The organism is Rhizobium sp. SJZ105 (assembly GCF_007828365.1).
GTDB classification, from domain to species: Bacteria; Pseudomonadota; Alphaproteobacteria; order Rhizobiales; family Rhizobiaceae; genus Agrobacterium; species Agrobacterium tumefaciens.
Genome location: NZ_VIUP01000001.1, coordinates 1,451,235 through 1,471,338 on the forward strand (window position 1 = coordinate 1,451,235; position 20,104 = coordinate 1,471,338).

Sequence of the window (20,104 nt, forward strand, 5' to 3'; positions counted from 1 at the left end):
CTACCCGGCATATCCGCGTGGGAGGCTTTAACTCCACTCGCCGGTCGAGACCGACGCGCTTGCACAGGATCAGCAGATCATCCTGCGCTATGCATAGTCACAACTTTTCGAGCAATGCAAGAGAGGTTTCGACAGGCGTAACAGCACCAAACATCTCTACGACGATGATAGCGCCGCTCGCGATACGTTCGCCGTCAACCACCTTATCCTTGCGCAGTTTGGTGACATGGCCCGCGAAACCGACGAACGGCCCGCTGCTAAAGCGGACCTTATCGCCGCGCCGAAAGCTCTTGCAGTGCTCCAAATCAAGGTCAAGCTCTTGAGTACCGAAGAGCTTGAATCGATTCATTTCCTCGTCTGATACACGATGCGGTTCAATCATGCCGCCGACGAAGCCCGCGACACCTTCCAGCCGGGCAATACCGCAGACTGCGGCGGGCGAATAAACCATGTTGACCAGCACATAACCGGGCATCATCGGGCGCAAAACATCATGGATGACGCGACCACGAACGACCTGTTTACCGCAATTTTCCATGGGCAAAAAAACTTTCACACCGGCCTTGAAGAGAGCTTCCTCAACAACTTTTTCGGCCTTGTGCTTCGTCTCCACCACGAACCATTCGTGCTTGCCCTTCTGATTCTCCGCCGCCATCGAAAGCATCGTGGCGGTGAGTCGCTTCGTGTTCTGCATCTGGTCGAACAGAGAGGCAAAGCGCGTCAGGTCATAAAGCTCCGGGTTGACCGGCTTGCTGGCGGCATAAATCTTCACGTTATGCATCATTGGTGCGTCCCTCGCTGATGGTGGAAAGAAATTTGGAAAGCGCGGCATCAACTGCCGCTTCGAGATCGTCAGCCCCGTCATCGACCGGGGGGAAGTAGACCCATTCGGGCGGATGTTCGACAAAGGGCCAGCCGTTGCGCTCATGCAGGCGCTTCCATGCCGCGAACACATCGCTGTCGCGGTGCACCTGCCGGAAGTCCTGCACCAAGGGGAGAAGCGAGAGCGAAGTGTTGAAAGGCTCGCGGCGACGGGCAAGGTCACGCATGGTGTTGACGAGTGGCCAGCCATTGTCACGGCGCTTTTCGAACACAAGCTGTTCGCGGGAAATCATGCCCTTGGCGATGCGGGTTTCGTCAAAGCTGGTCACATACAGCAGGCCGGTCGGTTCTTTCGACAACGCCTCAAAGCGCGTCCCCATCCAGAGCTTGCCACAGACCTTGGCAATACCATGGGTGTTGATCGGCTCAGCAAGAACATGTTCCGGCAGGTCGCGCCAGTGACGGTTTTTGAGGTAGACCGCTGCGGCCATCAGGTCGGCAGGCTTGGCCCAACGAAGATAGGCGGGCGTCCGCTCCACGCACTCGGTCCGATCTTCCGGAGAAAGAGCGAACCACGCGTTGCGGGCATATTCGATATCGCCCTTTTTCCACGTCGCGAACCACAGCGTGAAAGCGTGCTCTATCTTTTTTCGATCAACCTTTTTCAAAACTCCCTCTTCCGCGCCAGCGGCTGGAGAGTTTTCTGGAATGTTAGTTGGAAGATTCTTATCTTGGTGGAACTCCTCCACCACCTTCCGGTCGTCATTTCCACCACCTTCGGGAACGATTTCCACCACCTTGACGGCGGAACGCGGTGGAACTGTTCCACCACCTTGGAAGGTGCTAGCATCATCGGAACGTGGTGGAGGATTTCCACCACCTTCATTTTCTTCGCTGCTGGCAGCATTGCCGGAAAGGTCGCGTCCCGGCCACCGCGCAACGTATTCGTTCCGCTTCCATTTCTGGCCGCGAAAACCGTGTTGCGTGACGACAATCCAACCGCTCTCTTCGGCGATTTCGAGGTGTTTCAGGACGGTTTTCTTATCGAGTCCCGTCAGGTCCACCAGTTCCGAAATAGGCGGATAGCAGGAACCGCCGGTCGCATCCATTTTCAGGCCAAGCGTATGCAGCACAAGGCGCGTGATCGGCGGCAGGCCGGATTTACCGACCGCGTGACGCCAAGACCATGCGCGCGACATTGCGCCGTGATCCGGTTCCATCACTGTGCACCGCCTTTCCGCACCACGTCGCGCAGGAAAGAGCGCACGGCATGGACGCCGAGAACGACCGTATGCGGCAACCCGCCGTCCGGGAGGCGCGTGGCGTTGATAGCTGCAAATTCCACGTCCAGCGCGTCCACGCCGAGCGTAAAATGCGCTTCCTGCAAAACCCGGCGGATCGTGGTGTGGTCGCGGTAGATGACGCCCTGCGGCGCGCGCAAAAGCCAGTCCGCGCGCGCCGCGTCCGTCTGGCAGTCCGCCAGAATTTCAACGATAGGCATAAGGTCGGTCATCGGCTGATTTCCCGCTCTACCTTGCGCGCCAGAGCGCGGTAGCTGTCCATCGCCTTGCAAAGATCACCATGCGCCCGGCGCTGGTCGGCAGCAGCCTTTTCGGCGCGTGCGGTCGCTTCCTCGCAAGCGAGGAACGCCCCTTCCACCAGCTTCGTCTCTTTCAGGAATTCATCATAAAGCGGGTTCGATCCTGCCGGGCCGAAGAACTGGTCGCGAACCTGCGCCACCCAATCGCGCGGAACGCCCAAATCCTTCGCCACGGCAGCATCCGTCCAGGGGGATTTGTAGGCGTCCTTGCCATAAACCTCGTCCAGCTTGTCATTGATAATCCGCCGGTCATCGCGGCTCATTTCGCGGGGCTTGTCTGCAATCGTCGCTACGGTATCCGCCATGGCTTTCTGTCCTTTACGCTTGGCCGGGCTGGCGTGAACCGGGCAGAAATCCTTGCGCGGATTGCTGCCGACCACCCATCCCTTGTTCTGGAAATGTTGAGTTGCCGCGATTGGCGGCTTGCGATTGACCCCGGTTTGATGCGGGAAATAGGCGACAGCGCCGCAGCAGGCGCAGGTGATCCGCATGGCCTTTGTGGACTTGTCGCCGTAGGAAATCGGAACTTCTGGAAAGATGCGGTCGCTCACACGGAAACCCTCTTTTTCCACACGCCGAAATCCGTCCGCAGTTCGATGAAAACCGACTGCGCCCGTTCGTCCGTGTTGAGTTGTGTTTTGCTGGCGATGCCGATCAGGCTTTTCAGCACGGTGTCGGCATGGTCTTGGTTGTAAATCGCGCGCGTCTTGTCCCGCATTTCTAGGAAACGGTGAAACAGCGGCTCCGCGCAAAGAAGATCAGCCGACGCGGCAAAGTCACCCTCGCGAGGTCCACCTTGACGCACCTGCGCGCCGTGGTGCCGGACGCGAATGGCCTCATATGACGCAAGGCGTTCGCGTGCTGCCCGGATTGCATCGTCGTTCCCGGCGGAGATCGCCGCCGCAAGCCGGAGCTTCGCCGTGTGGATTGCCGGGCCGAAACGATCTGTTTCGATGGCACCAAATTTGACCGCAAGGGTGCGCTTCGAGAGGGCGATATCGAAATGAACCCAACTGGCGTTTCGGTGCGCGCCGAAAGAGAGAACCGGATGCCCCTGAATCCACTTCCGCTGGACGCGAATGCGGTCCGCCATAGCAAGCAGTTCGTCATCCGAATCCGCCCACATGTGACACATCACCATGTTGCCGAAAGGAGCGCGCATGTCGTCGACGTAAACGCTCATGCCGCCTCGCTTTCCGCCGAGGTGGCGGCTTCCTGCGGCTGGAATTCCTTCCAGTCCACGCGGCGAACGATGGTCGCGCTGCCGTAGCTGCCGTCCTCGTTTCGCTCCCAAACAAACCACGCCGTGTTCATGCGGCTGGAGGCTTTGTTGCCCTCCCATCCGTCGCGGTGCATCATAGGCAGGCGACGTTTGAAGACGTAAACGCGCGCGGGCGGGCAATCGTCCATGACGAAATTCCGGTCGTCATCCGCGAAACCGCACAGGAAATTCAGGTTGAGCAAAAGCGCCATTTTGCGCGGCTGGTAGACCCGCAGGGCATGTGCCACGAAGGCGTTTAACACGTCGCCGTAAGGCGGGTTGGTGACGATATCGTATGAGCCGGCTTCCAGCGGTTGCGAGGTCAAGAAGTCCTGCACCGCCTGCAATTCGCCGTTGCCGTCCGCCGTGCCGTAATCGTTGATATCGGCCAGCACCACGCCGTAGCTATTGGCTTCCAGCATACGGGAGATTGCGCCGCGCCCGCAGGCTGGTTCCAGCACGCACGCGGTAAATTCTTCCAGCGCCAGCAGCGTGAACATCGCTTCCGGCGGAGTCTCGTAAAGGTTTGCGCCGCGTTCTTCCTTCGTTGCGCTCGCCGTACCGACTGCGGCGCGAAGATTAGCCTTAGTCGGTTCCAGACCGGCGGAGATACGGGCTTGAATAGCACGCTCAACAATACCGGGGTCACGGTGTTCCGCTGCGGAGTAACGCCGCGCTTCGACCATTTCCTTGCTCGACAAACCAGTGTCGGCGGCAAAGAAAACACTTCCATCGGAAGTGTTTTTCGGCCTCCCAATTTTTAATGCCTGCCCGGACGCCTGCGCCTCGTCCCATTTGTCCGCAATGATGATTTTTGCGCGGGTTTCGATCAGCAGCGCGTCGGCCTGCATGCGTCGAGCCTTGGCGACGAGCTTTTCGGTTGCGCCGATTTGTTCGGCGAACTGCGCAGCGGTCTTCGCCTGATTATAGGCGACCGAAGCGACAATGCGGGCGTTGATGACATCCCCATCATCCAGCAGCGCCCGCGCTCGCTCCACCGTGGCGACCAGCCCAGACGCATCCGCGACCGGCACCATAGCGGTTTCCGTTTCGCGTTCCGGCATGTCGCCCGGCTCCGCAATGCCTTCCAGCATGGCAAGCATTTCGCGCGCGCGGTCGGTCGGGTAATAGGTTTTCCCGTTCTTCTTGTCCCGCGTCAGGTAACCGTTGCTGACCGACTTGTTTGCCGCCGCGCCCTGCTGCTGCGTTTCCACGGTTACGGTTCCGTCGCGGACAGCGGCGGCGATGACGATAAGGGCGCTTGGGCCGGGCTTGGGAAGTTTGACTTGCTTGTAAGGGGCCATCAGTGCGCCCTCATCAGCCGGTCAAGATACGCCTGCCCCAAGCCTGTCAGCTTGGCGGTATCGCCATCGGCGGTGATATGGACGTAACCGCAGCGGCGGCACTCTTCGGCGAGTCGTCGCCGAACGGGTGTGTAAAGCTCCAGCTTGCCGCGCTGAAACTTCACCTCGCGCAAAAAGCCCCTTGCACTATCGGACAAGGGGCGATTCATCAATTCGGTGATAGCCGGATCGGTCAGGGGCTTCATTCCGCACCCCCGACAACACTAAATCCGACTTTGTGGCCGCCCTTGGCTTTCACGCTGGCGAGCGCCTTACGAAGCGCGGCCAGTCCGGCTTCCAATTCCGCTGCGTCCCGGTCCATCTTTGTAGCTTCGGCAGGCGTTACCATCATGTCGGAAATCGCGACCGCGCCGCCGGAGATCAAATCGCCAGCCTTTCGCACCATGTCGGAATAAGCAACGACAACACATTGCTCCGCGGCGCGCTCGCCTTCCGGGTCCGATAGCCGCCGCCCGTTCAGTTCGGCCATCGCAGAGGTGACGACCGGCACGCCGCATTCACTTTCCAGCGCATAGACGCAATACAGGGGCATCAATTCCGGGTCGGTCGCCGCATTCATGCGCCCAATCTGGCTTTTCGAAACAGAGGTAATCTGCGCCGCACGATCGATACCGCCCACGAGGCGGATAAGGTCACGTTGCGCGGCTTTGATGCGGTGAAACCATGCGTTTGAAATCATGAGACAATACCTTTCCCGCGCCGGGAAAATCCCGGCGTTTTTCCCGTGGTGGGAATTGATTGGAGATGAGAGTTTCAGGGCGTCAGGAAGCTACGGAGGCCCACATGCAAAACGAGAGTTGCCCGCGCCGGGCGAGAAGAAGGAAAGCGCACCGGCGCGGGTCGCAGCAGGCCGGGAGGATTGGCCGCGCGAAAGGGAAACGAGGCCGTTCATTCTGCGGCCTCCAATTCAGCGGGTCCGAATACGTCAGGCCGCTGAACATGACGGGAGACACCGAAGGCTTTTTCTAGCTTCAGGACGTGTTCCGGCGGAATTGCCTTCCACTGCGCTACCGCTTGTGGAGTTACCCCAATAGCGCGCGCAATCGCGCTAGCGCCGCGTGCGGCACCTTTTACTGCGATTAACCCATTCTGATTGAGGTTCGTGTCCATGAGCGCGATTAAAAGCACAGCTTTAAAATCCATGCAAGCTATACTTAAATGGACGAGCGATGAAAGTTCCCCTTTCATCCCGCCCATGGATCAAAACGAACTTCGAAGAAAAATTGGCCAAGCCATTCGAACCGCACGCATTCGGCGGGGGCTGGTGATGCGCGATCTCGCCGAGGCAGGCGGCGTAAGTACTGGCGCTGTTGGCAACTGGGAACGCGGTGCGAACGCTATCGCAATGGAGCATCTTCAAGCGATTTCGCAGAAGCTGCGAATCGATCCTGTCGCCCTAAGCAACGGCACGCTGCGATATCTGGATGACGAGGAAGCGTTAGCCGACGCCGAGCAAATCACAGATTTAGGACCTGCGCCGACAGGTCCTATGGACGTCGAGGTTTTGGGAGTAGCCGTAGGGGGAGACGATGGCGATTTCACCTTGAATGGTGAAGTCTCTGGCTACGTTCGCAGACCCCCAGGAATTGCGCATCTCAGGAAAGTTTTCGCGCTTCACGTGCTCAGCGAAAGCATGATTCCGCGATACGATCCCGGCGAACTCATCTATGTTGGCGGACGCGAGGCCGTCGCTGGCGACCATGTAGTGATTGAAATGTTCCCAGATGATGGCGCAACGGTCGGCAAAGCGTACGTGAAGAAGCTTAAAGGGCGGACGAAGGGCGCGATAGTTTGCGAACAATACAATCCGCCCAAGGAGCTGCAGTTCGACGCCTACACGATAAAGAACATGTGGCGGATCATCCCGCTACGCGAACTGCTTGGCTATTGATACGCCAAGCTTCCGCCCTGATACGGTCGTTTTCAAATGAAAATGCGGCTTGGATGGATATATTCCGACCGTCCAGCCCTTCCGACTGGCAGGCCGAGCACACTAATCGACTGCCCAGATCTACAAGCTTAGTAGCAGGGCCGACTCCGCGCACTCGGTAAAGCTCCTGCGGCTTCCGCCAGCGCATACGGCCACAATCTCCGCACTCAATAGAAAGCGAAAGCACTTGGTTCAGTGTGGCAGCAGCACCCGATTGCATCCATTTCTCTCCGTTCTGTTCTTGTTGTGTTCTAATAATTGATTCTTTTTCCCGCGTTGTCGAATCGTTTTTCAGCGCTTTAGTTTTAAAGTATGACTTGCACGTATTTTAAAGCTGTGCTTGTATGCCGCCAACCAAACCGCTAAACCTCGTTGCGGCTTGGGTAGACTGCCGGGCGGCGCACCCTCGAAATGTGAACATGCCGCCCGGCTCCCTCAACGAAAGAAGGATGGAGCCTTATGCTTGCAATGTTCAAAAGCCTCGTCGGTGACAAGGCGAAGAAGTTTTCCGGCAAGACTGATTTTCTGGAAGCGGTTTGCGCCGCGTCCGCCCTCGTCGCCACGGCGGACGGCGACCTTGACGACAAGGAACTTCTGGCCGCCGTCGCCGCTGTGAAGTCCAACGCCGCCCTTTCCGGTGCTTTCGATGCCCGCGCCATCGAAACCACGATGGACAAAATGTGCAGCCGCTCCGTGGGCCGCGTCGGCAAGGCCGGTCTCTTCAAGGAAATCGAAGACATCAAGGCCGACCACGACATGAGCGAAACAGTGCTTCTGGTCGCGCTGGACGTGGCAGACAGCGGCGGCATTTCCGATGAAGAGAAAGCAGTGCTTGCGAAGATCGCGTCCACTGTCGAGCTTGATCTGGCCAAGTACCTCTAATGATGGCGACCGCGAAGAATATCGCCTTGGCGACGGCGGCGGGCCTTCTCGTCACCATGCAGGCCCTCTTCTTTTCCTTCGCCATGGACCTCGTTTCCAGCGTCCTGCTGGTCGCAATCGGCTTCGTCGCAGGCCGATTGTCCCGCTGAAAAGCCCTCCCGAGCATGAGGCAAAAAGGCTCGCCCCACCCCAATCAGGAGATACCGGAATGCGCATCAATACCGCTAACGACACCGAACTGACACAGGCAATGGCGGACGCCATCCAGCGCGTGGGCGAAGGCTGCACGAAAGCCGACCTTCGCGAATGGTTTACCGCTGAGGAAATCCATCGCTGCGGTGATGCAGCTATTGCCCGTTTCCACGACATACGCGTTGAGGACGCCCGCGTTGCGGCCTGAAACGTCCGCTCCGGTTTCCGCCTCACGCGAGGCGGTTTCCCGAACGGATGGAGACAGCCTTGATCCAGATTTACCCCATGATCCCGACAGAGCGCCCGCAGCAGACAACGCCGCCCTATGGCCGGTTCTTTCTGGCCTGCGCTTGCGCCGTCCTCATCCTTGCCATCATCGGCGGCGCGGCGCTTTGCGCCACGAGCCTCGCCGAGATCAAGCGCCACCACGTCGCCGCCGGGCGCGCGTGACCTTCCTCAAACCACAAGGAACCATCCGCATGAAGAAAATACGCGATGCCTCCACCATTATCGGCATGCTGGAAAACGGCCAGCTTAACCCCGCCTTTTCCGCCGAGATCGGCCAGACGCTGGAGAAGCTTTCGGACATGTCCGAAGCCAACGCCATGCAGACTTTCAAGGGTTCCGTCACCCTGAAACTCGCCCTGTCCGTCAAGGATGGCATGGTGACGATTTCCGCCGATATGGAATCCAAAACCCCGAAGCTGCCGCGCAAGAACTCGGTCTTTTGGGTTGTCGAGGACGGCGCGCTTTCGACCGAGCATCCCCGCCAGCACGACATGTTTTCGCCCCGCGAAGTCTCCGCAGGCTGATTTCCCAACTTTAGCAACTGCGACCGGCCAGTGACCGGCGCACCAACAGAGGAACTGAAATGGACCAATTCACCCACACCGCCGTCGCCGAAATCGCAAAGCTCGCGGCGCAGACCAACGCCACGATTGTGCAGGTTCCGGCACCTGCCGACGCCAAGGGCATTCCTGCCACCGTCCCGGCGCTGCTGGACCCGACCAGCGGCAAGCTGTCGGACGTGTCCACGATCTTCGCGCCATGGCGCACCCGCCCGGAGCGCAAGCATGGCACGGCCAATGTTGAAACGCTGGATTCCTTCGTCAAGCTGGTCGAGCGCCACAAGACGGACAACAGTGTAATCTTTGCGGTTACGGACTGGCGCACCCCCGCCTTCACCGCCGTTATCGACTACCACGGCGACGACCCGGATAACGGCAAGCACCGCGTGCACTATGCGTTTCCGCTTTCCGAAGAGTGGAAAGCTTGGCAGGGAATCCATGGCAAAGCCTTGACGCAAAACGAGTTTGCGGAATTCATCGAAGACCATATCGCCGAACTGGCCGCGCCGGACTCTGACGAGGTGAAAGACCTCGAATTGCTCTTCCGGGCAAAGATCGCCTATCCGAATGAACTGGTAGTGCTTTCGCAGGGCTTGCAGATCAATGCGGAAACCCGCGTCAAGACGGCCCTGAAACTGCAAACCGGCGAAAGCCAGATCGTTTTCGAGGAAGACCACAAGAACGCCAACGGCGACCCGATCACCGTGCCGGGCGTCTTCGTCCTCAACATCGCTCCGTTCTTCCAGGGTGAAAGCATCCGCCTTCCCGTGCGCCTGCGCTACCGCCTTCGTGAAGGCACGCTTTCGTGGACGTGCATGCTTTACCGGCCCGATATCCACATCACCAAAGCCGTTAACTTCGCCCTGCACGAAACCGCCGCAGAACTTGGCCTGCCGAAGTTCGCGGGCAAGCCGGAAATGTCGGCCTGATTTCACCCGGAGCGCGGGCGGTTGCCGCCCGCGCTTGCAATCAAAGTCACTGAGAACGGTACAACATGACCGCCGCCATACCAGCCGCTCACAGAAAACAACGTCGCCCTACCCTTCGAGTTCGCGATGTCACCGCTACGCTTGAGGCACTGAAAAAGAACGGGTTGACGCCAACCGCGCTGGACACATTGCCAGACGGCACATTTCGATGGCATTTTACGCCACCGGCACAGAACGACGAAGACGATCTGGACCGCGAACTTGCGGAGTTTGATAAAAAGCATGGTTACAGTTGAGCTAAAGGGCATCCACACCGTAAGGGCCAAGGGCAACATCTACTATTACGCTTGGCGCGGCGGCCCAAGGCTCGACGGCCAGCCGGGAACGGCGGCGTTCATGGCATCCTATAACGAAGCCATCGCCAGCCGCATGGAGCCGGAAAGCGGACGCTTCCGCTCTATCATCACCCACTACAAGGCAACCGAGTTCAAGAAGCTCGCCGATTCAACTAAGCGCGTCTGGACGCCGTGGATTGATCGAATTTCCGAGTACTTCGGCAATTTGAGCATTGCGCAGTTCAACCGCACGGACAAAATCCGCCCTCGCATTCGCCAATGGCGCGGCCAGTACAGTGAGACGCCGCGCGCCGCAGACACTGGCATGCAGGTTCTTTCCCGCATCTTGTCCCATGGCGTAGACCCGATGGGCAAGCTAAGCGCCAATCCAGCCGAGGGCATCAAGCATCTGTACAGTTCCGACCGTTCAGAAATCATCTGGACGGATGCCGACATTGCGCAAGTCAAGGCCGCTTGCTCTGACGAGTTGAAGTGGGTTATCGACCTCGCCGCCCATACCGGCTTGCGCGTCAGCGATCTGCTGAAACTTTCATGGTCGCATGTCGGCCCCGATGCCATCATTATTTCGACCGGCAAGAGCAGGCACAAGCGCGAGGCGATCATACCGCGCTACGACGCCTTGAATGAAATTCTTGAGCGCATCGCCAAGCGCTCGCCCGTCATCCTTACCAGTTCCAAAAAGAAGCCGTGGAAGCCGAGCGGATTGAATACGATGTTCTGGCGCGCGAAAGAAAAAACGAACATGCTGGAGCGCGATCTGCACTTCCACGACTTAAGAGGGACCGCAGCGACCAAGTTCTATATCGCCGGGCTGTCGATACGCGTCATCGCAGAAATCATGGCGTGGGAGGAAGAGACGGTTGAGAAAATTATTCGCCGCTACGTGGGCCGAAATTCCGCCACGAAAGAGATGATCAAACAATTAAACCGAGCAAGGACTTTATCCTAACTAAACCTGCCAATCGTATTGGGGATCATCGGCCCTTATTACCATATCACCACGGGGAGATCGCCTAACGCGGCTGTTAGTGGGACTGGGGCCAACGTCAGCCATTAGATAGGCTGAGAAGCGGTGGTTCACCCCGAATACATCTTGCCACCTAACTTCCAGATCAAAAGCAATCTCATTGCCGTCGGCGAAAACCGATTTGCCTGTTAGATCTGTTTTATCGTCTGGGACGTTCACTCCCCAAAAAAATGGAATATCCTCTACAGCGAAGCTATTAGCGTTCACTGGCTGTAGGTCACCAGTAGTTTCGTCAGAAGACACGAAAGTTAGTACTCGCGGACGCGACCGGGTACCACCCACTTCAAACACCCGCAGTGACGCGACATAGGACACGTTTGTCGCTGGCGACTGGCCCGTGTTTCCGATCTCTATCGCAACAGCGATTTCCTTCTTTGACAATCTATATTTAGCTGATTTTAAGAACAAATATGCGCGCGTTTGAGCCTCACCTACCCTTCTCGCGGTTGCAACGGCGTCGTAGGCAGCGTCCGCGCTACGCCGCGCTTGCGCAGTTGCCGCCCTGGCATATATCGCTGCCGCAGACGCTGCGGCCAATGTCGCCGCTCCAACAATCATACCACCCATAGAAAGATAGAATGATCTTGCCGCCCAACTAACCGCTGCCTCAGCAGCATCTGCACTCTTCCATTGCGCGCACAGTTCCGTCCATTGATGTTTGCACGCCGGATTAGTTACGTTTGTGTCTGATCGAACATCAGAGAGGGAAAAAGGAGGTGGAGGAACTACTACCTCTGAATTTGCTGAAGGTGCAGAGTGGGAGTGAGTGGCAAGGCATAAATTGGTTAGAACAAAAAAGAACGCGAGCACTGGCACTGGTGGGTGTCCAGAAGCGACCTCGTTCCCGCGGCCCATTGTCCAACATTTGAAGTCATTTAGTTTTCGCAGCAGATGCTCCGCCCTCACAATCAGAAGAGTCGACCCCGTTGAGATCAGCCAAAATTTCTTCTGCCATCTTGATCGCCAGATCATATTTCGTTGGATATGCTTGAGAGATAACGCAAGCCGCAGCTTCTTCTGGCCTTATTCTAACGCCGTCCCTAAAATTCTCTAGTGCCAAAGCGTGGTCGGGAAAGTACTCGTAAAGGACATTTACTATATGGTCTTTCCATGCAGCGTCCGCTGCGCGATCTGGCCAGCTCCCGGCGTCTACAATCGTAAAACCCATTGCGTGAAAAAGTTCTAATATGAATGTCGCACAGGTGAGGCCCATCCCCGGCGAAGGGAACTCTATAAATTCCCCCTTGGAATTAAACACGGGTCCTTTTCCCGAGAAAAAACCGTAAGATATATATCCCCTCTTTTGCTTGAGGGTGATAATTCGAGCGGCTAATATTTTAGCGCTCTCTTCGTCATCTTCGAAGACTCCCGATTCTGCCCAATGATAGTCAGAGCGAGCGTTTTCAAATCGAAGGTCATGGTGAAATGCAAGATGACAAAATTGTACTCCCTGAGAATCTCTATACAGCAGTCCAACGTGATTTTGAGAATCACTGACCTGCTTAATAGCTACTCCAATGTGAGAAGCCATTGTCCCGGGGTCAACAACCGCACCGTCATTCACCATTAATCAATCAGTCCGCGAAGAAGCTTAGCGCTATTACGTCCTTCACCCTCAATTGCGACGCTAGTGCGTGACCGCAGCAGTGACCAATTCGCGATCTGGTCACGGCATGGCAACGTGATACGGAGCGCTGCGACTAGAAATGCAATCGGGGTGTTCTCGGTATTCAAAACCGCAAAAAGATCACTAACTTCCTCGTGCAGGTTGCCTTGGAGTCGAGATTCGATAAGGTTAATTATCTCGGCAATGTCTTCTACGCGCTGATAATCTTTTCCTATTTCAAACATTGCTCGCGCAGACGCAATCCACTGGCTTCGGCTCGATGGATAACCTTGCACATCCGGCAACTCCAAGACGACCTGAGCCGCATCACCGTAATGGATGGCAACTTTGTGGCGCGGATGCGTCAGATCCTCGGAGTTACTTCCGAGAGAAATAACAAACGGAGCGAGCCGTCCTTCTAGTTCTTGGAGCATCACCAGCATCAACGCAGAGTTTTTTTTGACAGGCTTTGGCTGGTAGAGCGTGTGAAAATAAGAATAGACTAGTTCCTGCTTTTTGATGCGCTGGTTCTCTCTCACAGCCGTAAACAACTGCGATAGCCAACTGTCGAAAACGCCAGATGGAGCAGCGTCACTCGTGCCGTCAAACCACCCTAGGCCCGACAGCTCAATCCCGTTTTCGAACAGGCTCTGGCCCGAGAGCTTGGTGTAATTTTTCAGTAATGCAGAACCGGAAGACCGGTCCTGAGTACGTGTGTAGGCGACTGAGGACGCCGATCGCATTTTCAACTCCCGCTGTGCTGACAGCTACCTGAAAGAAATCCGAATCAATCAAAAACGCTTTGTTTTCATTTTGGTTGAGCACAAAACTCGTTTGTAGATTCACCCTAAAATCTTCAACAGCGAACGTAGCCGCCGAAGCTGTGTGATCTACAACTATTTCACCCAATTCAGGCGCATCGAATATCCCGAGCAAAACCGGCGTAATCAACTCTGCCCATGCACACCCCAACAAATCCAAAGGTTCTGGATCAATGATGTCGCGGTATCTTAAACCTATCCGAGAGAAACTACCAATCTTATAACACTTCAAGAGTGCGTTTATAATTTCTCTCAACCGATATGAAAACTCTTCCCATCGAACATAGTCCGAAGTAGACAAGGTAAGAGAGTCGGAAGCTAGCGTCACGCTCCATCTGTCATCGCCGGATTTGAACAGATACTGATTCGTCATAACCGCATTAGGATTTCCCCCTTCGATATCAACGTGAAGCGCGCCTTGAGGCTCGAAGATGGGGTACGAATCTAATAGCTCCTGCTGGAACTGGGTCGGAAGCGTTGATGCAATAAGCAGCGAAGTCGGAAACTTTATTTGCGCTAATACCTCTACGAGAGGATTTTTGCGATAAATCACTCGCTCGTAGTTATCGAGAAGTTTCAACACTCGCCCCTCTACAAACAAACCGCGCAAAATCATGAGAGTAGCGTCAAGCTAGCCCCAAGCGGCGTCAGAGTTAGGGATAGGTTGATAATTGCTTCGACACAAGTACCCACCGTAAATCAAATTGAAAAATCGGGTCCGGTCGACAGACGATTTACAGTTCACGCGTTTGCGGCGCGAAGGGAAAATAAATTATGCTGAGAGGAAACCGGACGTCATCCCACCGCGTGGATGTTGACATGCATCAGCGGCCAGATGTTGCCCAAAACCATCTCAACGAAATCAACAGGAACTTCGACGTGTTGGGCGACCCTGTTAATTAGCGCGTCATCAATTGTTGCGGCAGATGCAAGGATGTCCTCACGTAGGCCGAAAGGAAATAATATGGCGAGGGCCTGATACTTTGCGACCTCGTCAAAGAAGCTCTGGATGTTGTTATCATCCACGTCGTCAAACTTCACATTACCGCCAATGTGGTGTCCTAGCCTCACAACCTCCAGCTTCGAACTCGTTTTGATCGGATCGCGGTCAAAAATATGAACGAGTTCCTTGGCACACACCAATCGTTGCCACTCATTCGCCTGCTGAACGCTATAAGCTGCAACTGCTACGCGTTCAGGCATCAGTGCAGAATCTTTGAGCGGTTCGATATGGTAACGGTAGTGAAATCCACGTAGCTTATTAGCCGGTCGGTCGTATCCATGTATCTCTACTCGCTCATCAAGAGTGACGGCTTGTATTTGTTTTAGGATATCTGGAATCTGCACTGGAGCGCGTCCTAGGCCCTCAAAGTGCCGAATAATTTTTACGATCGACATCGATTCCCCATAAAAAAAGCCCGGGCAACAGCCCGGACTTTTCTAAATACCAAAAAAAACTTTAAAGGCTAGCCACGAAGTCAGCGTGCGCAACTTTTTCACTAGCCGCCATTGGCATTACAATCTTGCTTTTCCCCGAAGTTACTTCAGAGATAGCAAGAAATGCCTCATCAAAGAGTTCTTCCGAGGAGGCGCACTCTTCGCCGGGGAAGAACTTCAGGTTATCGAGCACCCTTCCCTCCTCGAAGAGGAGCGAGAGTAGTCTGTCTTCGCTCTTGGTCATTTTGACCTCCTTATGGTTACGACGCATAGTCCCACATGAATGCGTCAGATTTAAGATTCGCAGGCGCGAACCAACACACCTTATTCTCATTGTCAAGATGCAACAGAGAAGTTAATTAGAACTTACCAGCTGCACGAGTGTTTGGCTAGAGGGGGTTGACTTTGCAATTAAAACCTCCGCCGGTTCGTTAATTTGGAATTGCGCTGAATTAACATAAGCTTGCAAAATTGCGCGACGCTTACGCAAAAAACATTTCCAAATTTTAATTCGAACTGTTGCAACACTGCACGCGGCAAACGGCAATCACGACACATGGTTTCAAATAATTGCAAACATTTGCAACGCGCGCCGAACGCCATCGCGACCTGCTTTAATAGATAGGATCAAAAATCTAAAATAAAAGTGCCACCGTTTGAACGCACAAACCAAGAACCGCATCCGTAAAACGACCTGTAAAACTCACGAATTTTTATAGCGTACGAAATTGCCAAAAGCCCTGAGAAATAAGGTGGAGCGGGTGAAGGGAATCGAACCCTCGTATTCAGCTTGGGAAGCTGCTGCTCTACCATTGAGCTACACCCGCGCCGCGCACAAGACATCGGACAGTTCTTATCGGGTGTCAAGCACCCGACAGGATCATTACTCCGCGCGGAAATGCTTGGAGAGCTTCAGGCCCTGCGCCTGATAGTTGGAGCCAAGGCCGCTACCGTAGAGGCCATCAGGTTTTTGCAACATGTGCTCGTAAACCAGCCGGCCGACGATCTGGCCGTGTTCGAGGATGAAGGGCACCTCGTGGCTGCGCACCTCGAGAACGGCGCGGCTGCCCGTGCCGCCCGCCTGCGCATGGCCGAAGCCTGGATCGAAGAAGCCCGCATAATGCACGCGGAACTCGCCCACCAAGGGATCGAAGGGTGTCATTTCGGCCGCATAAAGTGGCGGTACATGCACCGCTTCACGCGAAACGAGAATATAGAACTCATCCGGATCGAGGATCAGTTCGGCACGGCCGCGGGCGTATAGAGGTTCCCAGAAATCGAGAACATCGTGCTGAGCCTTTTTGTCGACATCTACCACCGCTGTGTGATGCTTGCCGCGATAGCCGATCAGCCCTTTTTCGCCAAAACCCTTAAGGTCGATGGAAAGCGCGATGCCGCCGCCGGTCACATTAGGGGTTTCGCTGGCGACCAGCATCTCCGTCTCGTGCAATTTCAGAAGCTCGGCTTCGTTGAGCAACGAGTGGCCGATGCGGAAACGGATTTGCGAGAGGCGCGAGCCACGGCGCACGACGACCGGGAAGGTGCGCGGGCTGATTTCCAGATATAGCGGGCCGGCATAGCCCGCAGGTATCTTGTCGAATTCCTGCGCATTGTCGGTCATGACGCGGGTGAAGATATCAAGACGCCCCGTCGAGCTTTTCGGATTGGCCGAAGCCGACATATCCGCCGGCAGCTCCAGGCTCTCCATCAAGGGCACGATGTAGACGCAACCGGTTTCCAGAACCGCCCCCTCGCTCAGATCGACCTCGTGCAGGCTGAAGCGGTTGAGCTTGTCGATGACTCGGGTTCCGGGGCCGGGCATGAAACTGGCGCGCACGCGATAGGCTTTGGAGCCCAGTCGCAGATCGAGGCTGGCGGGTTGCACCTGATCGACATCGAGATCAGCCTCGCTTTTCAGCTTGCCGCCCGCAAACAGCGCCCTGATCGCGCCATCCGCCAAAATGCCCGTGGTTCTGGTCATGATCATCATTCCTTTTTACGGCGACAAAACCAAAAGGAAAGCATTGACGCAAGCCGGTAACGGCAGTATGGCAAGCTTATCCCGTGGTGATTTGGCCGGTCGGCTTGCAGCCACGTTAAACAAGTGGCTAAAAAGACCGGGTGCTAGGAACCGGTCTGCTTTTGCGACCGGTTTTTTTGTTTTGAGGTGATCACATGAGCAATAAATGGCGCCCGGCAACCCAGCTCGTTCACGGCGGTACGCTACGCTCACCCTATGGTGAAACGTCGGAAGCGATCTATCTGACCCAGGGTTTCGTTTACGAAAACTCCGAAGCCGCCGAAGCGCGCTTCAAGGGCGAAACGGATGGCTTCATCTATGCCCGCTATGCAAGCCCGACCAATGACATGTTCGAAAAGCGCATGTGCCTGCTGGAAGGTGCGGAAGACGCCCGTGCGCTTGCCTCCGGCATGGCCGCCGTGACAGCCGCCATCATGTGCCAGCTGCGTGCCGGCGATCACATCGTTGCTGCCCGCGCGCTTTTTGGCTCCTGCCGTTGGGTGGTAGAAACGCTTGCACCCAAATACGGCATCGAGTGCACGCTGATCGACGGACGCGATCTCAACAATTGGGAAAAGGCGATCCAGCCGAACACCAAGCTGTTTTTCCTCGAAAGCCCGACCAACCCGACGCTCGAAGTGGTGGATATTGCCGGCGTGGCGAAGCTCGCCAACCAGATCGGCGCGAAAGTGGTTGTCGACAATGTTTTCGCCACACCGCTTTTCCAGAAGCCACTCGAACTCGGCGCCCATATCGTCGTTTATTCGGCGACGAAGCACATTGACGGTCAGGGCCGTTGCCTTGGCGGCGTGATCCTTTCCGACAAGAAGTGGATTGAGGAAGAGCTGCAGGACTATTTCCGCCACACCGGCCCAGCCATGTCGCCGTTCAATGCCTGGACGCTGCTGAAGGGCATCGAAACCCTGCCGCTGCGTGTCAAGCAGCAGACGGCCAATGCCTCGAAGATCGCCGATTTCCTCGCCGACAGCGGCAAGGTTGCCAAAGTGATCTATCCTGGTCGCGCCGACCATCCGCAGGCAGACATCATCGCGCGGCAGATGTCGGGCGGCTCGACGCTCGTGGCTTTCGAACTGAAGGGTGGCAAGGAAGCGGCATTCGCACTGCAGAACGCGCTTGATATCGTGAAGATTTCCAACAATCTCGGCGATGCCAAGAGCCTCATTACCCACCCTGGCACCACGACGCACAAGAACCTGACCGACGAGGCGCGTGCCGAACTCGGTATTTCCGGCGGGACCTTGCGTCTTTCCTGCGGTATCGAAGATACGGACGATCTGCTGGAAGATCTGGCGAAGGGTCTTGCGGCCGTTTCAGTTTAAGGATTCAGTCGACATACCGCCATGGCCCGACTTCCCCGTCGGGCCATGGCACGCATCCCGCCTGGGTGAAAGCCCGCGTCGGGCAACCAATATTTACCTTTACCGTTATCCCTAACGGTGAAAAAACGGCGCAACAGAAGATGCACGTGGTCGTCAAGTCATTCATTTTCTTGACGATAGCCAGAACCTGTAGTGTAGGATGATGGCAGCAGGGAAAATATCGAGGTGTGGCGCGTATGTATCGTGCTCTGACAAGGGATATCGAGGTAACGGTCGATCCGTATTATCTCGAGGAGCAGTCCGACCCGGATGACGATCGTTATGTCTGGGGCTATAAAGTCGTGATCTCGAACAATTCTGATGTTCCGATAACACTCGTCAACCGCTATTGGCACATCACCGACCAGAACGGACAGGTGGATGAGGTCTACGGGCCGGGTGTCGTCGGCGAAAAACCGCATCTGAACCCCGGCGACAGTTACGAATATTCATCCGGCTGCCCGCTGGATACGCCGTCAGGCCTTATGTTTGGCCACTATGAAATGGAAACGGACAAAGGCGAGGTGTTCAATGTCACCATCCCCGCCTTTTCACTGGATTCACCCGGCCTGTTGCGGGTGCTGAACTGACAAAAAAGCCGCGCCATTCACAAGCGCGGCTCTCCTCGTCAGACGTTTTCAAACTCGCTGAGATCGTAGCGATAGGTCGTGGAGCAGAACTCGCACGTCACGGCAATCGCACCGTCTTGCTCACTCGCCTTGATCTCTTCGGCGGTGAAACCGGACAGCACACCCTTGATCTTGTCCCGTGAACAGCTGCAACGGTCGAAAATGACCTGCGGATCGTAGATGCGAACGCCGCTCTCGTGGAAAAGCCTGTAAAGCAGACGCTCCACTGGCACCTGCGGATCGGTCAGCTCGTCGGTATCCACCGTATTCAGCAGCGACACTGCCTCTGTCCAGGCATCGTCCTCCGCCACTTCATAATCGCCCTCGTCGCCGTCACCGCCATGGAGATCGCGCATGCGCAAACGCTCGGGCGCCTGCGGCAGGAACTGGGCAATCACGCCGCCTGCACGCCAGCTATGGCGTGGCTTCCCTTCGCCGTCACGGTCGAAGAACTGGGCAACGCCGAGGCGCACGCGGGTGGGAAGCTGTTCCGACTGACGGAAATAAACCCCGGCGATTTCTTCCAGCGAAGAACCGTCCAGCGGCACGATGCCCTGATAAGGCTGCATGCCGACGCCCTGATCGATGGTGAAGGCCAGAATGCCGGTTCCGAGCAGTTGTTCGGGCGAGGTTTGCCCCGCAGCAACAGCTTCCGCCAGCCGCTCCTCATCGAAACGGGCATAAGCGCGCATGCTCTCGGGCGCGGTGAAATCCGCCACCAGAAGGTCAACCGGGCCGTCGCCCTTGGTCTGCACAGTCAGCTTGCCGGAAAATTTCAGGGATGTGCCGATCAGCGCCGTCAGAACCGTTGCTTCCGCGAGCAGGCGGGCGACAATCTCGGGATATTCGTGACGTTCGAGGATGGCATTCAACAGCGGCCCGACCTGTACGGCGCGACCGCGCACGTCCAGACCTTCGACCTGAAAGGGCACAACCTTGTCGTCGCCAGCTAAATCGAGATTGTCCAGTTCAACCGTTACATCTGCCATGTCATAACTCCT

At 56.2% G+C, this 20,104-nt stretch carries 27 protein-coding genes, 1 tRNA gene and 1 riboswitch; of the genes, 11 read left to right on the forward strand and 17 right to left on the reverse strand.

What is annotated here, in order from left to right; translation table 11 throughout:
* Window positions 1–97: 97 nt before the first annotated feature.
* The 9 genes from nusG to FB593_RS07350 all read right to left on the reverse strand — a co-directional run bounded on the left by nusG (window position 98) and on the right by FB593_RS07350 (window position 6,244).
* Window positions 98–784 carry a transcription termination/antitermination protein NusG gene (nusG, locus tag FB593_RS07310; protein ID WP_145166425.1) on the reverse strand — a complete coding sequence of 229 codons (687 nt, stop codon included), beginning with the start codon at window positions 782–784 and terminating at the stop codon, window positions 98–100.
* The gene (locus FB593_RS07315) at window positions 774–2,042 is read right to left on the reverse strand and encodes a helix-turn-helix domain-containing protein (protein WP_145166426.1); all 1,269 of its coding nucleotides are present in this window, start codon (window positions 2,040–2,042) and stop codon (window positions 774–776) included. Before FB593_RS07315 ends, nusG begins: the two co-directional genes overlap by 11 nt.
* The gene (locus tag FB593_RS07320) at window positions 2,042–2,335 is read right to left on the reverse strand and encodes a hypothetical protein (protein ID WP_010970900.1); all 294 of its coding nucleotides are present in this window, start codon (window positions 2,333–2,335) and stop codon (window positions 2,042–2,044) included. The genes FB593_RS07315 and FB593_RS07320 overlap by 1 nt, the downstream gene beginning before the upstream one ends.
* Window positions 2,332–2,973, reverse strand: coding sequence for a hypothetical protein (locus FB593_RS07325; protein ID WP_321186264.1), 642 nt, complete (start codon window positions 2,971–2,973; stop codon window positions 2,332–2,334). The genes FB593_RS07320 and FB593_RS07325 overlap by 4 nt, the downstream gene beginning before the upstream one ends.
* On the reverse strand, window positions 2,970–3,605 hold the full coding sequence (locus FB593_RS27815; RefSeq protein WP_321186265.1) for a DUF4031 domain-containing protein: 636 nt from the start codon (window positions 3,603–3,605) through the stop codon (window positions 2,970–2,972). The genes FB593_RS07325 and FB593_RS27815 overlap by 4 nt, the downstream gene beginning before the upstream one ends.
* On the reverse strand, window positions 3,602–4,987 hold the full coding sequence (locus FB593_RS07335; RefSeq protein ID WP_186447894.1) for an SAM-dependent methyltransferase: 1,386 nt from the start codon (window positions 4,985–4,987) through the stop codon (window positions 3,602–3,604). Before FB593_RS07335 ends, FB593_RS27815 begins: the two co-directional genes overlap by 4 nt.
* Window positions 4,987–5,232, reverse strand: coding sequence for a hypothetical protein (locus FB593_RS07340; RefSeq protein ID WP_111827568.1), 246 nt, complete (start codon window positions 5,230–5,232; stop codon window positions 4,987–4,989). Before FB593_RS07340 ends, FB593_RS07335 begins: the two co-directional genes overlap by 1 nt.
* Complete coding sequence (locus FB593_RS07345; protein ID WP_111827569.1) at window positions 5,229–5,726, reverse strand: hypothetical protein; 498 nt, start codon at window positions 5,724–5,726, stop codon at window positions 5,229–5,231. Before FB593_RS07345 ends, FB593_RS07340 begins: the two co-directional genes overlap by 4 nt.
* Before the next feature lie 209 nt (window positions 5,727–5,935).
* A complete protein-coding gene (locus FB593_RS07350; RefSeq protein WP_186447895.1) occupies window positions 5,936–6,244 on the reverse strand; it encodes a transcriptional regulator in 309 nt (102 codons plus the stop codon).
* Between FB593_RS07350 and FB593_RS07355 the strand changes: the two genes are divergently transcribed.
* From FB593_RS07355 to FB593_RS07395, 9 genes are all read left to right on the forward strand, one after another.
* Entirely contained in the window at window positions 6,243–6,938 is a 696-nt protein-coding gene (locus FB593_RS07355; protein ID WP_111827570.1) for an XRE family transcriptional regulator, read from the forward strand. The genes FB593_RS07350 and FB593_RS07355 overlap by 2 nt on opposite strands.
* A gap of 498 nt (window positions 6,939–7,436) precedes the next feature.
* Complete coding sequence (locus FB593_RS07365) at window positions 7,437–7,859, forward strand: tellurite resistance TerB family protein (protein WP_145166427.1); 423 nt, start codon at window positions 7,437–7,439, stop codon at window positions 7,857–7,859.
* A complete protein-coding gene (locus tag FB593_RS27480; protein ID WP_162691384.1) occupies window positions 7,859–8,008 on the forward strand; it encodes a hypothetical protein in 150 nt (49 codons plus the stop codon). Before FB593_RS07365 ends, FB593_RS27480 begins: the two co-directional genes overlap by 1 nt.
* 59 nt (window positions 8,009–8,067) lie before the next feature.
* The gene (locus FB593_RS07370) at window positions 8,068–8,259 is read left to right on the forward strand and encodes a hypothetical protein (protein WP_145166428.1); all 192 of its coding nucleotides are present in this window, start codon (window positions 8,068–8,070) and stop codon (window positions 8,257–8,259) included.
* A gap of 59 nt (window positions 8,260–8,318) precedes the next feature.
* Window positions 8,319–8,501, forward strand: a complete 183-nt coding sequence (locus FB593_RS07375) for a hypothetical protein (RefSeq protein ID WP_111827574.1) — start codon at window positions 8,319–8,321, stop codon at window positions 8,499–8,501.
* Window positions 8,502–8,530: 29 nt separating this feature from the next.
* On the forward strand, window positions 8,531–8,863 hold the full coding sequence (locus FB593_RS07380) for a hypothetical protein (protein ID WP_111827575.1): 333 nt from the start codon (window positions 8,531–8,533) through the stop codon (window positions 8,861–8,863).
* A 59-nt stretch (window positions 8,864–8,922) separates the two neighbouring features.
* Window positions 8,923–9,828, forward strand: a complete 906-nt coding sequence (locus FB593_RS07385) for a YfdQ family protein (protein ID WP_145166429.1) — start codon at window positions 8,923–8,925, stop codon at window positions 9,826–9,828.
* Window positions 9,829–9,893: 65 nt separating this feature from the next.
* Window positions 9,894–10,124: a hypothetical protein gene (locus tag FB593_RS07390; RefSeq protein ID WP_145166430.1), complete on the forward strand. Its 231-nt coding sequence runs from the start codon at window positions 9,894–9,896 to the stop codon at window positions 10,122–10,124.
* Window positions 10,111–11,133, forward strand: coding sequence for a tyrosine-type recombinase/integrase (locus tag FB593_RS07395; RefSeq protein WP_145166431.1), 1,023 nt, complete (start codon window positions 10,111–10,113; stop codon window positions 11,131–11,133). The genes FB593_RS07390 and FB593_RS07395 overlap by 14 nt, the downstream gene beginning before the upstream one ends.
* A gap of 949 nt (window positions 11,134–12,082) precedes the next feature.
* On the opposite strand, the gene FB593_RS07400 is transcribed toward FB593_RS07395, so the two are convergent.
* The 7 genes from FB593_RS07400 to FB593_RS07430 all read right to left on the reverse strand — a co-directional run bounded on the left by FB593_RS07400 (window position 12,083) and on the right by FB593_RS07430 (window position 17,056).
* On the reverse strand, window positions 12,083–12,778 hold the full coding sequence (locus FB593_RS07400; RefSeq protein ID WP_145166432.1) for a hypothetical protein: 696 nt from the start codon (window positions 12,776–12,778) through the stop codon (window positions 12,083–12,085).
* Entirely contained in the window at window positions 12,778–13,560 is a 783-nt protein-coding gene (locus FB593_RS07405) for a hypothetical protein (RefSeq protein ID WP_145166433.1), read from the reverse strand. Before FB593_RS07405 ends, FB593_RS07400 begins: the two co-directional genes overlap by 1 nt.
* Window positions 13,445–14,218 (reverse strand): TIGR04255 family protein, encoded by a 774-nt coding sequence (locus FB593_RS07410; protein ID WP_210246032.1) that lies wholly within the window; start codon window positions 14,216–14,218, stop codon window positions 13,445–13,447. Before FB593_RS07410 ends, FB593_RS07405 begins: the two co-directional genes overlap by 116 nt.
* A gap of 215 nt (window positions 14,219–14,433) precedes the next feature.
* The gene (locus FB593_RS07415) at window positions 14,434–15,036 is read right to left on the reverse strand and encodes a hypothetical protein (protein WP_145166435.1); all 603 of its coding nucleotides are present in this window, start codon (window positions 15,034–15,036) and stop codon (window positions 14,434–14,436) included.
* Between the two features lie 61 nt (window positions 15,037–15,097).
* Window positions 15,098–15,319, reverse strand: coding sequence for a hypothetical protein (locus FB593_RS07420; RefSeq protein ID WP_145166436.1), 222 nt, complete (start codon window positions 15,317–15,319; stop codon window positions 15,098–15,100).
* 509 nt (window positions 15,320–15,828) lie between these two features.
* Window positions 15,829–15,902, reverse strand: a tRNA-Gly gene (locus tag FB593_RS07425).
* Between the two features lie 56 nt (window positions 15,903–15,958).
* On the reverse strand, window positions 15,959–17,056 hold the full coding sequence (locus FB593_RS07430) for a 2'-deoxycytidine 5'-triphosphate deaminase (protein ID WP_003514935.1): 1,098 nt from the start codon (window positions 17,054–17,056) through the stop codon (window positions 15,959–15,961).
* A gap of 73 nt (window positions 17,057–17,129) precedes the next feature.
* Window positions 17,130–17,208: riboswitch (SAM riboswitch) on the forward strand.
* Between the two features lie 42 nt (window positions 17,209–17,250).
* On the opposite strand from FB593_RS07430, the gene FB593_RS07435 reads away from it, so the two are divergent.
* The gene (locus FB593_RS07435; protein WP_003514934.1) at window positions 17,251–18,435 is read left to right on the forward strand and encodes an O-succinylhomoserine sulfhydrylase; all 1,185 of its coding nucleotides are present in this window, start codon (window positions 17,251–17,253) and stop codon (window positions 18,433–18,435) included.
* A 236-nt stretch (window positions 18,436–18,671) separates the two neighbouring features.
* Window positions 18,672–19,064 carry a Co2+/Mg2+ efflux protein ApaG gene (gene apaG / locus FB593_RS07440; RefSeq protein ID WP_003514932.1) on the forward strand — a complete coding sequence of 131 codons (393 nt, stop codon included), beginning with the start codon at window positions 18,672–18,674 and terminating at the stop codon, window positions 19,062–19,064.
* A gap of 38 nt (window positions 19,065–19,102) precedes the next feature.
* Here apaG and FB593_RS07445 read toward each other — a convergent pair whose 3' ends face one another.
* Window positions 19,103–20,092: an Hsp33 family molecular chaperone gene (locus FB593_RS07445; RefSeq protein WP_145166437.1), complete on the reverse strand. Its 990-nt coding sequence runs from the start codon at window positions 20,090–20,092 to the stop codon at window positions 19,103–19,105.
* Between the last annotated feature and the right edge of the window lie 12 nt (window positions 20,093–20,104).

Bases quoted from the DNA above. Each gene is read 5' to 3' on its own strand.
- nusG (WP_145166425.1), bottom strand. From the start codon at position 784: ATGATGCATAACGTGAAGATTTATGCCGCCAGCAAGCCGGTCAACCCG.
- FB593_RS07315 (WP_145166426.1), bottom strand. From the start codon at position 2,042: ATGGAACCGGATCACGGCGCAATGTCGCGCGCATGGTCTTGGCGTCAC.
- FB593_RS07320 (WP_010970900.1), bottom strand. From the start codon at position 2,335: ATGACCGACCTTATGCCTATCGTTGAAATTCTGGCGGACTGCCAGACG.
- FB593_RS27815 (WP_321186265.1), bottom strand. From the start codon at position 3,605: ATGAGCGTTTACGTCGACGACATGCGCGCTCCTTTCGGCAACATGGTG.
- FB593_RS07335 (WP_186447894.1), bottom strand. From the start codon at position 4,987: ATGGCCCCTTACAAGCAAGTCAAACTTCCCAAGCCCGGCCCAAGCGCC.
- FB593_RS07340 (WP_111827568.1), bottom strand. From the start codon at position 5,232: ATGAAGCCCCTGACCGATCCGGCTATCACCGAATTGATGAATCGCCCC.
- FB593_RS07345 (WP_111827569.1), bottom strand. From the start codon at position 5,726: ATGATTTCAAACGCATGGTTTCACCGCATCAAAGCCGCGCAACGTGAC.
- FB593_RS07355 (WP_111827570.1), top strand. From the start codon at position 6,243: ATGGATCAAAACGAACTTCGAAGAAAAATTGGCCAAGCCATTCGAACC.
- FB593_RS07350 (WP_186447895.1), bottom strand. From the start codon at position 6,244: ATGGGCGGGATGAAAGGGGAACTTTCATCGCTCGTCCATTTAAGTATA.
- FB593_RS07365 (WP_145166427.1), top strand. From the start codon at position 7,437: ATGCTTGCAATGTTCAAAAGCCTCGTCGGTGACAAGGCGAAGAAGTTT.
- FB593_RS27480 (WP_162691384.1), top strand. From the start codon at position 7,859: ATGATGGCGACCGCGAAGAATATCGCCTTGGCGACGGCGGCGGGCCTT.
- FB593_RS07370 (WP_145166428.1), top strand. From the start codon at position 8,068: ATGCGCATCAATACCGCTAACGACACCGAACTGACACAGGCAATGGCG.
- FB593_RS07380 (WP_111827575.1), top strand. From the start codon at position 8,531: ATGAAGAAAATACGCGATGCCTCCACCATTATCGGCATGCTGGAAAAC.
- FB593_RS07385 (WP_145166429.1), top strand. From the start codon at position 8,923: ATGGACCAATTCACCCACACCGCCGTCGCCGAAATCGCAAAGCTCGCG.
- FB593_RS07390 (WP_145166430.1), top strand. From the start codon at position 9,894: ATGACCGCCGCCATACCAGCCGCTCACAGAAAACAACGTCGCCCTACC.
- FB593_RS07395 (WP_145166431.1), top strand. From the start codon at position 10,111: ATGGTTACAGTTGAGCTAAAGGGCATCCACACCGTAAGGGCCAAGGGC.
- FB593_RS07400 (WP_145166432.1), bottom strand. From the start codon at position 12,778: ATGGTGAATGACGGTGCGGTTGTTGACCCCGGGACAATGGCTTCTCAC.
- FB593_RS07405 (WP_145166433.1), bottom strand. From the start codon at position 13,560: ATGCGATCGGCGTCCTCAGTCGCCTACACACGTACTCAGGACCGGTCT.
- FB593_RS07415 (WP_145166435.1), bottom strand. From the start codon at position 15,036: ATGTCGATCGTAAAAATTATTCGGCACTTTGAGGGCCTAGGACGCGCT.
- FB593_RS07420 (WP_145166436.1), bottom strand. From the start codon at position 15,319: ATGACCAAGAGCGAAGACAGACTACTCTCGCTCCTCTTCGAGGAGGGA.
- FB593_RS07430 (WP_003514935.1), bottom strand. From the start codon at position 17,056: ATGACCAGAACCACGGGCATTTTGGCGGATGGCGCGATCAGGGCGCTG.
- FB593_RS07435 (WP_003514934.1), top strand. From the start codon at position 17,251: ATGAGCAATAAATGGCGCCCGGCAACCCAGCTCGTTCACGGCGGTACG.
- apaG (WP_003514932.1), top strand. From the start codon at position 18,672: ATGTATCGTGCTCTGACAAGGGATATCGAGGTAACGGTCGATCCGTAT.
- FB593_RS07445 (WP_145166437.1), bottom strand. From the start codon at position 20,092: ATGGCAGATGTAACGGTTGAACTGGACAATCTCGATTTAGCTGGCGAC.